The following is a 14,108-nucleotide window of genomic DNA, read 5'->3' as shown; positions in this document are numbered from 1 at the left end:
TGGGCGAGCGGCGCGAACCCATCACGCCGCCGGCTCGAACTCGGGCCTCGAGCCCTCATCCAGGGTGCTCGTCAACACCCGAAGCATGAGCGGGAACAGGTGCCGCTCGAAAGCGTCCAGCAGGTGGTGGAGCTGGAGCCGGTGAAGACGGTGTCAACCTCGAGACGGGGAACACCGTAAGGGGTCCAGCGCCCAGATGCCGTCGTGCCAGTTCTTCAAGGTCTGCTGAGCTTCAAGTGCTGCTATGCCTCTGCTCTGCGCGGCCTCCTCCAACACCGCCTTGGCCTCTGCTGTCCGATGGCGCAACAGGAAGGCCGCGGCCATGACCCTCACGTCCATTCGAGAGTGAGTAAACAGCACGGCAAGTGCATCCCGCCCCGCGTCCCCGTGCGCGCACAATTTGTCGAATGCCGCGATGTAGCGCTTTGCGTGACGATTGCCCTTGGCGGCACTGCCGTGAGCTATCTCCTCCGTCTGGGCAGCCACATTCTGGGCAAATTCCTCAACGAGTTTTTCCAGTTTGCTCATTGCCAAACTCCATTCCGAACATTGTCGATGGCTCTCAGTCCAAACGCGCGCTGAGCCTCATAGGACTGAGTGCTGAGCCACTTCCGGACCGTCAGAGTCCTTGAGTTGGTGATACCTGGACGAATTGAGGAGTAGAGTCGGCTCACGCCTGTGTGGACGGCCTCATCCAACGGGATGACATTCTCCGTGTTGTGAAGCGCATGGGAGCCGAACCGCTCCACATTGCCCGGCGTCTGCTCGACAATGTGGTGCCACTGCTTACCCTTGCCCGCTGAGCCCAGAGCACCCTTGAGACCGCTGAACGAGCCCCAGGATCTGAAGCCGGTGGGATTACCCCTGGCCGCGGCTCCCCCGCTCACGCCCTGGGCCGCCATGACGACCGCCGTGGCAGGCAGGGAGACGACGACGGTGTTTCCCACGACGGCCACCGCTCGCACGTCGCCCACGTTCGCCAGGTGGATACCGACCCGTGAGGCCCCCACCGCCGCTGCCTCCGAGAACCTGGGCAACAGCGAAAGCCGCGAGGCCAGGAACGCGGCGCCCCCGGCCATGCCATGACTCACCACCACGGTGACCGCGAGGACGAAGACGCGCGCCACCTCTGGCCCCACCCGGTTCGCGAACCGCTGGCCGGCCTGTTCCAACTCCACCCAGGTCGTTGCCCGGTCCGTGGCCCGCTTCAACTCCCGGCTCGCTTCCACCACCTCCAGGAAGGTCTCCACTCCGAGGTAGACGAGCAGGACCGCTGAGACGATGGCCGCCGCCTTGGTGAACACCGGCTCGGGGTTCGCCGCCAGGACGGCCCAGGTGACGAGGCCCGTCGCAATGACGGAATAGAAGAGCTGCGGGGCCAGCGTGTTCTCCACCGCCCTGGCGATGCTCTCTTTGAGGGGCTCGAGCGACAGGCCCAGGGCGACTCCCAGCTTGTCCCACTCGCCCAGCCGCATCCCATCATCGAGCAGGGAGAGGCAGTTGTCCCCACGCTGGCCCGGCTGGCAGAGACCGCCGAAGCTCTTGCGCATCAAGCGCTGCCATCGAGCGTCACCGCCATCGCCGGAGTAGGAGGCGCGCACCAGCAGTCCTTGCTGGGGCGCGCGGAGCGTCAGAGGCGCATTCAGCACCAATCGTGTCAGCGCGTCCTCGAACGCTTTCGCGTCCACCTTCACGGACTTGTTCGAGGAGGCCGGCCTGTACTCCAGGGGCGCGCCCCGCCCCGTGTCGAGGCGGACGACAGGCGGGGTGGCGCACGCATTGAGCAGGGCGAGCAGCAGAGCCGTGACGCCCAGACGGGTTGCCATGAGACGCCTTCCAGCGCGAGGAGGGCTCCAGTCTACGGGAAGGAGGTCCCTGAGCCGATGACGTTCCGGGCCTCTCCCGTGAGAGTCTGCCCACGGGGCCCATGAGCCGCGCGGGAGGCCGTGCCCCGGACCGGAAGCGCGACGCGCCGGCCTCCGGCCCGGGAGCGGGCCTCAGGGCTTGTAGACCTCCACCGTGCTGAGCTCGGGGCTCGAGTTGTTCCACCCGCCCGTCACCAGCACCTCTCCGGAAGGCAGTACCTCGGCGGCCGCGAGCATGCGGGGGATGGCCATCGCTCCGGTGGGAGCCCAGGTCCCCGTGGCCGGGTCGTACAGCTCGGCGGTGTTGACGATGCCGCCGCCGTTGAAGCCGGTGGCCACCAGCACCTTCCCGGTGGACAGCGCCAGGGCCGCGTGACTGTCACGTGGAGCACCCAGGCCTCCCGTGGCCGCCCAGGTATTGGTGGCCGGGTCATACAGCTCCGCGCTGGCCTTCGTGGAAATGCCATCCATGCCCCCAGCCACCAGCACGCGGCCATCCGCCAGCAGGGTCGCGGAGTGGAAGGCTCGCGCGGAGGACATGGCGGGAATGAGGAGCCAGGTGTTGGTCACCGGGTCATACAGCTCGGCGCTGGCAAGGGGCGGCAGGAAGTCGGCCGCGTAGCCGCCCGTCACCAACACCCTGCCGTCAGGCAGGAGGGTGGCGCGATGGAAATAGCGCGCGGCGGACAGGGTCCCCGCTGACGTCCAGGCGCCGGTGGCCGGGTCGTACAGCTCGGCGGACTTCAGGCCCCCCGCGTCGTTGATGCCACCCACCACCAGGACCTTGCCTCCCGGCAGGAGCGTGGCGGTGTGCATATAGCGGACGGAGTTCAGGGATGCCGCGGCCGTCCAGCTCCCCGTGGCCGGGTCGTACAGCTCCGTGGAGCCCAGGATGGAGGAGGTACCGAAGCCACCGGCCACCAGTACCCGGCCGTCCGTCAACCGGGTGGCGGTGTGCGAGAAGCGGGCCGTCGCCATGGAGCCTGTCGCGCTCCAGGTGTTGGTGGCCAGGTCATACACCTCGGTCGAGGTCAGCGCGGGGACGTCCGCGCCGCCCCCGGCCACCAGTATCTTTCCGCTCCCCAACGGGGTGACCGTGTGGCCGTACCGGGCCTTGCTCATGGGGCTGACGGTGCGCCACGTGCCACTCGGGGAATACGTCTCCGCCGAATCCAGGAAGAGGTCCGTGGTGCGTCCCCCCACCGTCAGGACCTGACCGGAGGCCAGCACCACCACCGAATGCCCGGTGCGAGGTGCCCCCAGCGTCCCGGCGGGAGTCCAGAGCCCCGTGGCCGGGTCATAGATTTCCGCGGTATCCGACTCGAAGGAGAAGAGGCCCCCCACCGCCAGCACCCGGCCGTTGTTCAACAAGACACCCGGGCCCCGGAGCGTGGTCGCGTTCAGGCTCCCCGTCGCCGTCGAGGTGCCGGTGGCCGGGTCATACAGCTCCGCCTGGGAGGTGGAGCCGCTGGAGACGTTACCTCCCGCCACGAGGACCTTGCCGGACCGCAGCACCGCCGCGAAGCCGCCGTAACGCCCGCGCAGAAGCCTGCCAGGACGTGTCCAACCGCCGGTGGCCGGGTCGTACTGCTCGACACGGTCGGAGAGATAGGCGCCACCGAACACCAGCACCTTGCCCGAGGGCAGCAGCACGCTCGCGGCACCGTCGCAGGACTCGGCCAGGCCTCCGGTGGGCGTCCAGGTGCCCGTGGCCGGGTCATACAGTTCGGCCGTGGTGGTCGAGCCGCTGCTCGCGCCGCCGGCCACCAGCACCTTGCCGGACGGAAGCACGTGGGCCAGGAAGCTCCGGCGCGCCGCCGTCATGTTCCCGGTCGCGGTCCATCGGCCGGTCGCCGGGTCGTAGAGCTCGGCGGTGTGGGAAGAGCCCGTGGGAGTCTCTCCTCCGGCCGCCAGCACCTTGCCCGAGGGCAGCGCAATCAACATGGGGGCATTGCGGGGCGTCGTCATGGCGCCGGTGCTCGTCCAGCGGCCGGTGCTCGGGGTGTACAGCTCGGAGGAGCCGAGCAGGCCCACGTGGTTGCGGCCTCCCGTCACCAGCACCCGGCCATCGGACAGGCGCACCGTCCCCGCCCCCTCGCGGGGCGCCATCATGCGGGGCGTGTGGCTCCATTCGGTGCCCACCCGGTCCATGCTGTCGGGGGGGCGGTACAGCACGGACGTCTTCAGGGTTCCCCCGTTGTAGCCTCCCGAGAGCAGCACCCGCCCATCCTTCAGCAGCGTGGCCGCGTGGTAATCGCGCCCCGAGGGCATGGCGGGGAGCTGCCCCATGCCCAGGCTCGCGGAGTAGAAGCTGACGGCGCTCTGCTCACTGGAGCCTCCGGCCAGCAGGACCTGCCCCGAGGCGAGCAGGGTGGCGGTGTGGGACGAGCGCGTCACTCCGCCGCCCCAGGCCTCCGCCCAGGTACCGGAGGCCGGGTCATAGAGGGCCACCGTGTCCATGAGGCCATTGACCATCTCTCCACTGCCCTCCGGGTCCGGCATCCGCCCCACGCCGAAAGCCACCGCCACCTTGCCCGAGGGCAGCAGGGTGGCGGTGTGGCGGCCGCGGGGAAGCGGAAGGCTGCTGGCGGACGTCCAGGTGCCCGAGGCCGGGTCGTACTGCTCCACGGACTCCAGCCATTCCTCGGGGTCGGCCCAGGAGTACCCCCCGACGACCAGGACGCGGCCGTTGGGCAGCAGCGTGGCCGTGTGCTGCTCGCGTGCCTCGGTCATGCTGTTGACGGAGGTCCACGTCCCGGTGGCCGGGTCGTACAGCTCGGCCTGCTCCGTCGCCCAGGACAGCGTGTTGCCGCCCACGACGAGCACCTTTCCCGAGGGAAGCAACGTGGCCGTGTGTCTCGTACGGGGTGTCGCCATGCTCCCGGTCTGGCGCCACGTTCCGGTGGCCGGGTCGTACAGCTCCGCCGACGTCAGGCTCCCGGTACCGTTGCCGCCTCCCGTCACCAGCACCTGCCCGTCGGGCAGCAGCGTGGCCGTGTGTTCCATGCGCGGCACGGACAGGCTCCCGGTGAGGGTCCACGCGCCGGTGGCCGGGTCGTACAGCTCGGCCGAGGCCAGGTAGCCACTCCCGTTGTAACCGCCGGAGACCAGGACCTTGCCGGAGGGCAGCAGCGTGGCCGGGTGGGTATACCGGGCCACGTTCATATCGCCCGTGGCGAGCCACCGCTCGGGCACGGCGCCGAGCGCCGCCACGTCTTCTTCAGCAGATGCGCCGGTGTCCCGCTTCTGGGAAACCGCTCCATTCATCACGTCACAGCCCAACACCGCCGCCAGCAGTGCCACGCCCAGGCAGAGGCGCCCCTGCGTTCGCATCCAACCCATGTTCAACTCCTTCGGGATGGGAAGGTGTCCACCCGCGGTGGGCCGGGGCCTTCCCATCGGACCAGGACGCGAGGGGGCCCGCGCGCGACGCGCACCGTCCGCCTCACGCACGAAAACACCCCCGTTTCAGAGACTCATACGCAGCCAGCCCTTCGAGCTGGTTCTCGTCTCTTCGCGCTCAGAGCTTGTAGCCGAAGCGGCGCAGGAGCTCCTTGCGCTCGCGCACGTCCTGCTCCTGCTCCACGCCGAGCGGTGGCTGCCCGTCCACCACGCCGAGAATCGCGCGCCCCTGCGCCGTCTCGGCAATCACGACCTCCACCGGGTTGGAGGTGGCGCAGAAGATGCGGCACACCTCCGGCACCTGCTTGAGCGCGTTGAGGACGTTGACGGGGAAGCCCTCGCGCAGGAAGACGATGAAGGAGTGGCCCGCCCCCAGGGCCCGCGCGTTCTTCACTGCCAGCTCCATCAGCGCCTCGTCGTTGCCCGAGCGCCGCACGAGCCGCGGACCGGAGGCCTCGCAGAAGGCCAGCCCGAACTTGAGGACGGGCGAGCTGCCCGCCAGCACCTCGTGGAGGTCCTCCACCGTCTTGATGAAGTGGGACTGGCCGAGGACGAAATTCAGGTCCTCGGGCTTCTCGATGCGCACCGTCTCCAACCGCATCACGCACCTTCCTTTCGCGGCTCCGCGCGCTCCACCCGGACGACCGTCACCTTGTACTCGGGCGTGTGGGTGTACCCGTCCTGGTGCGGGCCGGTGACGGCGTTGATGAAGACCTCGGGCGTGTGGAAGGTGGTGAAGAGCTCGCCGGGGCGCAGGCCCTCGGCCCGGCGCATCGGCAGCACCGCCTCACCGTATCGGCTGCGCACCCGCACGCGCGCCCCGTCCTCCAGGCCCAGCCGCTCCGCGTCCGCGGGCGCCATGTCCAGCCAGTCACCGGGCTGGAGCACCTTGTGGGGCGTGTGCATCGTCATCGTCCCCGCGTTGAACTGGTACAGCCTCCGGCCCGTCATCAGCACGAAGGGGTACTCGTCCGTGCGTGCCTCCGGCGAGGGCGTGAAGTCGATGCGGCGCAGCGCCGCCCTCTGCCCGCTGGCGAACTGGTGCGTGTGCAGCACCCGGGTGCCCGGGTGTGTCGCGTCGGGACAGGGCCACTGCAGGCCTCCCGTCTCCAGCCGCGCGTAGGAGAGGCCCGCCCCCGCCGGCCACACCCGCCGCACCTCGTCCCAGACCTCCTCCGGAGACTGGAAGGAGAAGCCCTCGGGGTGTCCCAGCGCGCGGGCCGCGCGGCAGAGAATCTCCCAGTCCGGCAGCGACTCGCCGGCGGGAGGCTGCACCCGGCGCACCCGCTGCACGCGCCGCTCTCCGTTCATGAAGGTGCCGTCCTTCTCGAAGGAGGTGCTCGCCGGCAGGAAGACGTGGCCGCACGCGCGCGCCGTCTCGTTGAGGAACAGGTCCTGCACCACCAGCAACTCCAGCCGCTCCAGCGCCTCGCGGGTGGCGCGGGCCTCCGGGTTGGTGAGCAGCACGTCGTAGCCGAAGGCCCACAGCGCCTTGAGCCGCCCCTCGCGCGCCGCGTCCATCATCCGCATCAGGTCCAGACCCGGGGAGGAGGGGAGCTGCGCGCCCCAGGCCGCCTCGAAGCGCGCGCGGTTCGCCTCCAGGGGAACGTAGCCGGTGAGGTTTCCCGGCTCGCAGCCCATGTGCGCCGAGCCCTGCACGTTGTTCTGCCCGCGCATCGGGTTGACGCCGGTGCCCGGCTCGCCGAGGTTGCCCGTCAGCAGCGCCAGGTTGATGAGCGCCATCACCGTCTCGGTGCCCTGCACGTGCTCCGTCATCCCCAGCCCGTGCACCATCATGGACGGTCCGTTCGTCGCGTACAGGCGCGCGGCCCCGCGGAGGGCGTCCGCGTCCACGCCGCAGAGCTCCGCGGCCCGCTCGGGCGTCCACGCGCGGATGAAGGCCCGGAAGTCTTCCACCGCGTCCACGCGCTCGCGCAGGAAGTCCTCGTTCCCCAGCCCTTCCGCCACCACCACGTGCGCCAGCGCGTTGAGCAGCGGCACGTCCGTGCCGGCCCGGGGCTGGAGGTGCACGTCCGCGTAGCGCGCCAGCTCCGTGCGCCGCGAGTCGATGACGATGAGCTTCGCCCCGCGCAGCACCGCCTGCTTGATGCGGGCGCCCACGACGGGGTGGCACTCGGTGGTGTTGCTGCCGGCCACCAGCAGCGTGCGCGCGGCATCCACGTCCGCGAAGGAGTTGGTGGACGCGCCCGTCCCCAGCATCAGCTTCAGGGCCGCCGCGCTGGGCGCGTGGCAGACGCGCGCGCAGCAGTCCACGTTGTTCGTCCCCAGCACCACGCGGGCCAGCTTCTGCGCCAGGTAGTTCTCCTCGTTGGTGGCTCGCGCCGAGCCCAGCATCGCCAGCGCGTCCGGCCCGTGCGCGCCACGCAGGCGGCGCAGCCGCTCGGCGATGAAGCCCAGCGCCTCGTCCCAGGAGGCGCGCCGCCACCCACGGTCCTCGCGCAGCAGCGGCACGGTGACGCGGTCCGGGGCGTCCCCGAAGCCGAAGGCATAACGCCCCTTGGAGCACAGGTGGCCCCGGTTGGACGGGCCCTCGCGCGAGGGGCGCACGGTGACGATGCGGCCGCCACGCGTGCCCACGTCCATCTCGCAGCCCACCCCGCAGTAGGGGCAGGTGGTCAGCGTCCAGGACTCAGGCCAGCCCCGGTCGAGCAGCGTCCGGTCCTCCAGCGCGCCGGAGGGACAGCTGTCCACGCACGCGCCGCAGGACACGCACGAGCTCTCCAGCAGCGACGGCCCGTCCGGGAGGATGCGCGTGTTGGAGCCCCGGTTCCACACCCGCCAGACGAACTGCCCCTGCACCTCGTCGCAGATGCGCACGCAGCGGTAGCAGTGGATGCACTGGGACATGTCCACGTGGATGTACGGGTGCGAGTCGTCCCGCAACTCCGGCCGGTGCGAGCCGTGCAACTCGCCCTCCAGTCCGTACTCGCGCAGCGCGCGGTGGAAGGGCTTGTCCGGGTGGCGCGCCACCGCGTCGGCCGGGTACTCCGAGGCCAGCAGCCGCAGCAGCACCCTGCGCTGCGCCTCCACCGTGGGCGAGCGCGTCTGCACCACCATGCCGTCCGTCACCGGCTGGGTGCAGGCCGCCACCGGACGGCCGCAGCCCTCCACCTCCACGATGCACGTACGGCACGCCCCCACCGGCGCCATCCGCGAGTCGTTGCACAGGGCGGGGATGGAGATGCCCAGCGCCTCCAGGGCCTGCAGGACGGTGCCCGGCTCGCACTCGCGCGGCTGCCCGTCCACGGTTATGCGAAGCATGCCCGCACCTCCTCCGCGTAGTAGCGCAGCACGCTGGCGGCGAACTCCCCCAGGCCGATGCCGTGCCCGCACAGGCTGGTGAGGCGCAGCGCCTCCACCACTTCCTCCCAGTCCCTCGCGCCGGAGCGGGGCCCGGGGCCCGTCTCCAGCACACGCGCGAAGAGCCGCTCCACGTGCCGGGCCCCCATGCGGCACGGGGTGCACTTGCCGCACGACTCGTAGGCTCCGAAGGAGAAGACGTGGTGCACCAGCGAGGCGATGGACGTGTTCGCATCGAAGGCCACCACGCCGCCGTGGCCCACCGACGCGCCGACGGCCTTGAGCTCCTCGAAGCCCAGCGGTGTGTCCAGCAGGTGGGGTGGAAGCACGCCCGCCAGCGGCCCGCCGATGAGCACGCCCTTCAGCGGCCCGGTGCGCAGCCCGCCTCCCAGCTCCTCCACCACGGTGCGCACCGGTACGCCCAGCTCCACCTCGTACAGCCCCGGGCGGTGGAAGAGCGAGTTGAGCGACAGCACCTTCGTCCCGCGGCTGCCCGGAATCCCCATCGCGGCGTACGCCTCGCCTCCATGGCGGGTTATCCACGGGAGGTTGGCGAGCGTCTCCACGTTGTTCACCAGCGTGGGCTCGCCGTAGAGCCCCTCCTGCGCGGGGTAGGGCGGCCTGGCGCGCACGAAGGGCCGGCGTCCCTCCAGCGCGTTGAGCAGCGCCGTCTCCTCGCCACACAGGTAGCTGCCGCGCCCCACCTCCAGCGAGATTTCACAGGAGAAGTCGCTGCCCATGATGTGGTGGCCCAGCAGGCCCGCGCGGTGCGCCTCGTGCAGGGCCACGTGCAGCACGCACGCGGCGAGCGGGTACTCCTTGCGCACGTAGATGTAACCCCGGCGCGCTCCCACCGCGTACGCCGCGAGCAGCAGTCCCTCCAGCACGGCATGGGGGTCCTCGTCCAGGAGGACGCGGTCGATATAGGCCCCCGAGTCACCCTCGTCGGCGTTGGCCACCACGTACTTCGCCGCGCCGGGAGCCTCGGCCACCGCGCGCAGCTTGCGTCCGGTGGGGAAGCCCGCGCCCCCCCGGCCGCGCAGTCCGGACCGTTCTACCTGGGAGATGAACGCCTCGGGCGGGGAGGACAGCGCCTGCTCCAGGGCCACGTAGCCCCCCTGGCGGGTGTAGTCGGACAGCGCGCGTGCCCCTTCGCCAACGAGGCGCTCCAGGACGACGGCGCGGCGCGCATGCACCTTCACCGCGGGCCGGGCGTCCACTCCGGTGGCGGCGGGCGCGCGGTGGCACTGGCCCAGGCAGTAGACGCGGGCCTCCGCGGAGGTGGCCCGCCGCCAGCGCTCGAGGTCGAGGTGCCGCGCGACGAAGCACGCGGTGCCACGGCACGCACGCGCCCCGAGAGGCCCATGCCCCAGGTGGTAGAAGGACTCGAGCTCCGGCGCGTCCTGCCCCGGCTTCATATGGCGTCCCCCCAGGGTGATGGAGTGAAGGTGGGCCTCGCCCGGTCATCGGAGTAGGGGGATGGCGCGGTTCCCCCCGCCGGTACACCAGGGTGTAGACGAGCGAGACCCTGCCTGCCCCTTCGAACAGCTCGGCCATGCCGTTCAGGGCGCGGGGGGCGGCGTGAAGCCGTCCGTGAGCGTCTGGAGGAAGGCGACGATGGCGGCCTCTTCCTCCTCGGTGAGGCCGAGGTCTCCCATCTCCGCCACGTTGAGGTTGAGCCCCACTTCCGGCTCGGGCCAGCAGTCCCGGCCGGGGACCTCCTGGGGGCCGCCCGCGCACAGCGGGAGCGTGTCCCGCGTGTTGTAGAAGTGCACCACGTCCTGGAGGCTCTTGAAGTAGCCGTTATGTCCGTAGGACTTCACGAAGTCCGGCCGGGGCCGCTTGTCCGCGTTGCGCAGGCTGGGGACGCGGAACTTGCCGAGGTTGGCTCGCGCCATGCTCCGGTACTCGGGACGCTCCCGAAGGAAGCCGCCCAGGCCCGGGTCATCCCACGCGGCCCCGGCCGGGTTGAACTCCGTCTGGCCGTACCAGGGGTTGTCCGGGTTCCGGGGGACGCCGAGGTTGTCGTAGGTGAAGTCGGTGAACAGCGGCGGCTCGCCCTGGGGACCGGGCGTGCTCGGGTGGCAGGCGTCGCAGCGGGCCTTGCCCTTGAAGAGCTGCAGCCCGCGCTTCTCCTGGTCCGTGAGGTCCACCTTCTTCGCCAGGTATGCGTCGTACTTGGAGGAGAAGGGGTTCACCTCGGCGGAGGACTCCCATGCGGCGATGGCGCGGCCGATGTCGTCATAGGCTCGAGCCGGGTCGCCGCACACGTCGCCAAACACCTGCTTGAAGAGCTCCGCGTAGGACGAGACACACACCCTGTTGACCACCGCCTCGGGGCTCGGAAGGTTCTGCTCCACCGGGTTGAGGAACGGGCCCTGCGCCTGCTCCACCAGGGGACCCAGGCGCTCGCCGGTGGCGCGGCCGTCCCAGAAGAGTCCTCCGGTGAAGTCCGGGCGCTTCGAGGAGTCCATGTTCAGCACTGGCGTCCGGGCGAGGTAGGCGATGGATGGGGCCTTGCGGTTGCCGAAGCGGCCCGGGACAGCGCCCTCGTACACGGAGCCCGTCTTGTTGAGCTCTTCATCGGGCCCCGTCCACCCCGTCTCTTCTCCGTGGCACACGGCGCAGGACTGGCCTGGAGGCTCCGACAGGTTGGTGTCGAAGAAGATGTTCCTGCCGAGCTGTTCGATGGGAGTGAGCGCGACCTGCAAGGGGGGCACCTGCTGGGGGCGCGCCTCCACCTTCTGGGGGGGGGACCTGTCCCTGGCGCAGCCCAGGGCGCCAAGGGTGAGCAGCAGTGGGTACCAATAACGCGTACGGGCCATGACGCCTCCGAGGGGGGAGGCGGGATGTTGGGCGGCACCCACCGCGGCGGCCATTACCCCCGCGGTGGGCCTCTCCGTTCATGGGTGGGCGTCGGCCCGAGCCGCCTGCGCAGGACGTGAAAGGCCCAGATGCCGAGGAGGATGCCCGCCACGCCCAGCCCCACCAGCACGGCGGTGTGCTGCTCCAGGAAGCTGGCGCCCAGGTAGACGGTGCCCACCGCGTACGGCAGCTCCGCCAGCGCGAGCACGAGCAGGTAGCGCCGCAGCCCGTAGCGCGCCAGGCCCAGCACGTAGCCGGGAATCTCCGAGGGGACCGAGAGCTGGAAGAGGAACACCACGCCCAGCGGGGTCTGCCGGGAGATGCGCTCCTCGTAGCGGGAGAGCAGCTTCGTGGAGGTCAGCCCGCGGATGACGGGCCGGCCCCACCAGCGGGCGATGCCATAGGCGGCGGCGCCCCCGAGCATCCACCCCACCCAGAGAAACAGCACGCAGAGCGTCTTCCCCCAGACTTGGAGGGCCACCGGAATCAGCAGCGCGCTGGAGAAGAAGGCCAGCATCGCCGACAGCGCGGACAGGAAGATGAAGAGGAGCGCGCCCCAGAAGGGGTGCTCGGAGATGACGGGCGCGGCCGCGGAGAGGACCCGGCGGAGGACGGACTGGAACGCCTCCGAGGAGGCGAGGACGACGAGGCCGGCGAGCAGCAGCGCCAGCATGAGCACCCGGCCCCAGGAGACCGGAAGCTCATGCGTCCCGGTGCCGAGCCCGTGGTGCTTGTGGGGTGGCTCCCTGCTCATGCGTGGTACGTGAGCTGCTGCTCGGCCGGCGGCAGGGTGGGGAGCGTGAAGGAGAAGGTGCTTCCCAGGCCGGGGCTGCTCTCCACCCAGAAGCTGCCGCCATGGGCCTCGACCAGGCCCTTCGCGATGGGGAGCCCCAGGCCCGCGCCCTCCGACGTCCCTGCCTGGGCCTGCCAGAAGGGCTCGAAGAGGTGGGGGAGGACCGCCGAGGGAATCCCGACGCCCGTGTCCCTCACGGAGAACCGCATCAGGCCTCCCTCGGCCACGGCCCGGACGGAGATGCGCCCGCCCTCGGGAGTGAACTTGAGCGCGTTGCCGAGCAGGTTGGAGAGAATCTGGAGCACGCGGTTCTGGTCCGCGAAGACGGCGGGAGCGTCCTCCGGGACGTCGGCCGTGAGCTGGATGGACTTCGCCTCCGCCAGCGCGCGGTGCAGCTCGGTGGCCTCCCTGACGAGTGACGCGGCGTCCAGCGGGCGGCGTTCCACCGTGAGACGGCCCGCTTCCATCCGGGCTACGTCCAGCAGGTCCTGGATGAGCCGGTTCGCCTGGCGTACCGCCTTGCGGATGGACTCGAGCGGTTTCGTGTCGGTGGCCCGCGACTCGGGCAGGCGCCTCAACAGCGTACCGGCGCTCAGGCCGATGACGTTGAGGGGCGTGCGGAGGTCGTGGGCGACGACGCGCAGCACCTCGTCGCGGGTGCGCGTCGCCTGCTCGGACTTCTCGTGCAGGCGGGCATTGTCGATGGCGAGCGCCGCGCGGCTGGCGAGCGCCTCGGCCAGGGACAGGTCATGGGGGCCGTAACGCCGCCCTGAGGACTCGGTGGTCCAGAGGATGACCGCGCCGAGGATGCGCCCGCGGGCGTGGAGGGGCACGACGATGCTGGACAGGGGCGCGAGGCGGCGGAGCAGCCCCAGGTGCTGCTCATCCTCGGCCATCGCCTCGAGCGCGGCCGCGGTGAACTCCGTGCGCAGGGAGGACTGGCCCGACCGGAGCGGGCCGGCCATGAGGCTCCCCGGGCGAAACGCGTCCTTGGGGTAGGAGGCGAGCATCTCGTCCAGCAACCGCGACTGCTCCGGCGAGGCCGCCACGCCTTCCTTGGAGTGGAGCCGCCCGCGCTCGTCCAGGAGGCCGACCACGCAGCCGTCCGCCAGCGCGGGGACGGCGAGCCGTGCCACGTTGGCGAGCGTCGTCCGGGGGTCCAGAGAGCTGGCGAGCCGCGGCCCCGCCTCGGCGAGGAAGTGCAGCGCCTTCTCGAACTGCTTGCGCTCGGTGATGTCCTGCACCTGCCCGATGAGGTAGAGCGGCGTGCCCCGGGAGTCGCGTACCACCGAGCCCGTCAGCAGGGCGCTCACGGGGTGGCCCTGCTTGTGGGTGTAGCGCTTCTCCGACTGGTACGAGCTGATTTCCCCCCGGAGCAGCCGCTGCACGTTCGACACGTCCGCTTCCAGGTCCTCCGGCCAGGTGATGTCCTGGAACGTCCGGGCGAGGAGCTCCTTCGGCGTGTAGCCGACGATGCCGCACATGGCGCCGTTCACGTTGAGGAAGCGGCCGTCCAGTCCGACCAGGGCCATGCCGATGGGGGCGTCCTCGAACGCGGTGCGGAAGCGCTCCTCGCTGGCGCGCAGCGCCTCGTCCTCCAGCCGGGCGAGGAGGATGGCATGGCGCGTGGCCACCCCCAGGAAGAGCGCCAGCGCGAGGAGCAGGAGGACCGAGGCCGCGAGCGTGGCCCGGATGAGGCGCGCGTCATCCAGGCTCCAGACCAGCAGCCCGGCCACCCCCAGCAGGAAGGCGAGCCCGGTGGCGGCGGGCCCCAGCCTGCCGAGCACCCGCACGAGCCGGACAACGGAGGCGCTCCCTGAAGCCGTCGTCGTCATGCGAGCTCCGTCCCCCAGGTGAGCCTG

The 14,108-nt window shown here is 70.8% G+C and carries 9 protein-coding genes; all 9 read right to left on the bottom strand.

The window, feature by feature from the left end:
- Window positions 1-153: 153 nt before the first annotated feature.
- The 9 genes from K8638_RS31440 to K8638_RS31400 all read right to left on the bottom strand — a co-directional run bounded on the left by K8638_RS31440 (window position 154) and on the right by K8638_RS31400 (window position 14,081).
- Complete coding sequence (locus K8638_RS31440; RefSeq protein ID WP_223758364.1) at window positions 154-528, bottom strand: DUF2019 domain-containing protein; 375 nt, start codon at window positions 526-528, stop codon at window positions 154-156.
- A complete protein-coding gene (locus K8638_RS31435; protein ID WP_223758363.1) occupies window positions 525-1,826 on the bottom strand; it encodes a hypothetical protein in 1,302 nt (433 codons plus the stop codon). The genes K8638_RS31440 and K8638_RS31435 overlap by 4 nt, the downstream gene beginning before the upstream one ends.
- 171 nt (window positions 1,827-1,997) lie before the next feature.
- The gene (locus tag K8638_RS31430; RefSeq protein WP_223758362.1) at window positions 1,998-5,207 is read right to left on the bottom strand and encodes a kelch repeat-containing protein; all 3,210 of its coding nucleotides are present in this window, start codon (window positions 5,205-5,207) and stop codon (window positions 1,998-2,000) included.
- 178 nt (window positions 5,208-5,385) lie between these two features.
- On the bottom strand, window positions 5,386-5,868 hold the full coding sequence (locus K8638_RS31425; RefSeq protein ID WP_223758361.1) for an adenosine-specific kinase: 483 nt from the start codon (window positions 5,866-5,868) through the stop codon (window positions 5,386-5,388).
- On the bottom strand, window positions 5,868-8,549 hold the full coding sequence (gene fdhF, locus K8638_RS31420; RefSeq protein ID WP_223758360.1) for a formate dehydrogenase subunit alpha: 2,682 nt from the start codon (window positions 8,547-8,549) through the stop codon (window positions 5,868-5,870). The genes K8638_RS31425 and fdhF overlap by 1 nt, the downstream gene beginning before the upstream one ends.
- Entirely contained in the window at window positions 8,537-10,006 is a 1,470-nt protein-coding gene (locus K8638_RS31415) for an NADH-quinone oxidoreductase subunit F (RefSeq protein WP_223758359.1), read from the bottom strand. The genes fdhF and K8638_RS31415 overlap by 13 nt, the downstream gene beginning before the upstream one ends.
- A gap of 144 nt (window positions 10,007-10,150) precedes the next feature.
- A complete protein-coding gene (locus K8638_RS31410; protein ID WP_223758358.1) occupies window positions 10,151-11,413 on the bottom strand; it encodes a cytochrome-c peroxidase in 1,263 nt (420 codons plus the stop codon).
- 53 nt (window positions 11,414-11,466) lie between these two features.
- A complete protein-coding gene (locus K8638_RS31405; RefSeq protein WP_223758357.1) occupies window positions 11,467-12,207 on the bottom strand; it encodes a TVP38/TMEM64 family protein in 741 nt (246 codons plus the stop codon).
- Window positions 12,204-14,081 carry a GAF domain-containing sensor histidine kinase gene (locus tag K8638_RS31400; RefSeq protein WP_223758356.1) on the bottom strand — a complete coding sequence of 626 codons (1,878 nt, stop codon included), beginning with the start codon at window positions 14,079-14,081 and terminating at the stop codon, window positions 12,204-12,206. The genes K8638_RS31405 and K8638_RS31400 overlap by 4 nt, the downstream gene beginning before the upstream one ends.
- Between the last annotated feature and the right edge of the window lie 27 nt (window positions 14,082-14,108).

Source organism: Myxococcus sp. RHSTA-1-4 (assembly GCF_020037125.1).
Taxonomy (GTDB): Bacteria; Myxococcota; Myxococcia; order Myxococcales; family Myxococcaceae; genus Myxococcus.
Note: the sequence above shows the minus strand (reverse complement) of the source record. Positions and strands in the feature narration are given on the sequence as shown.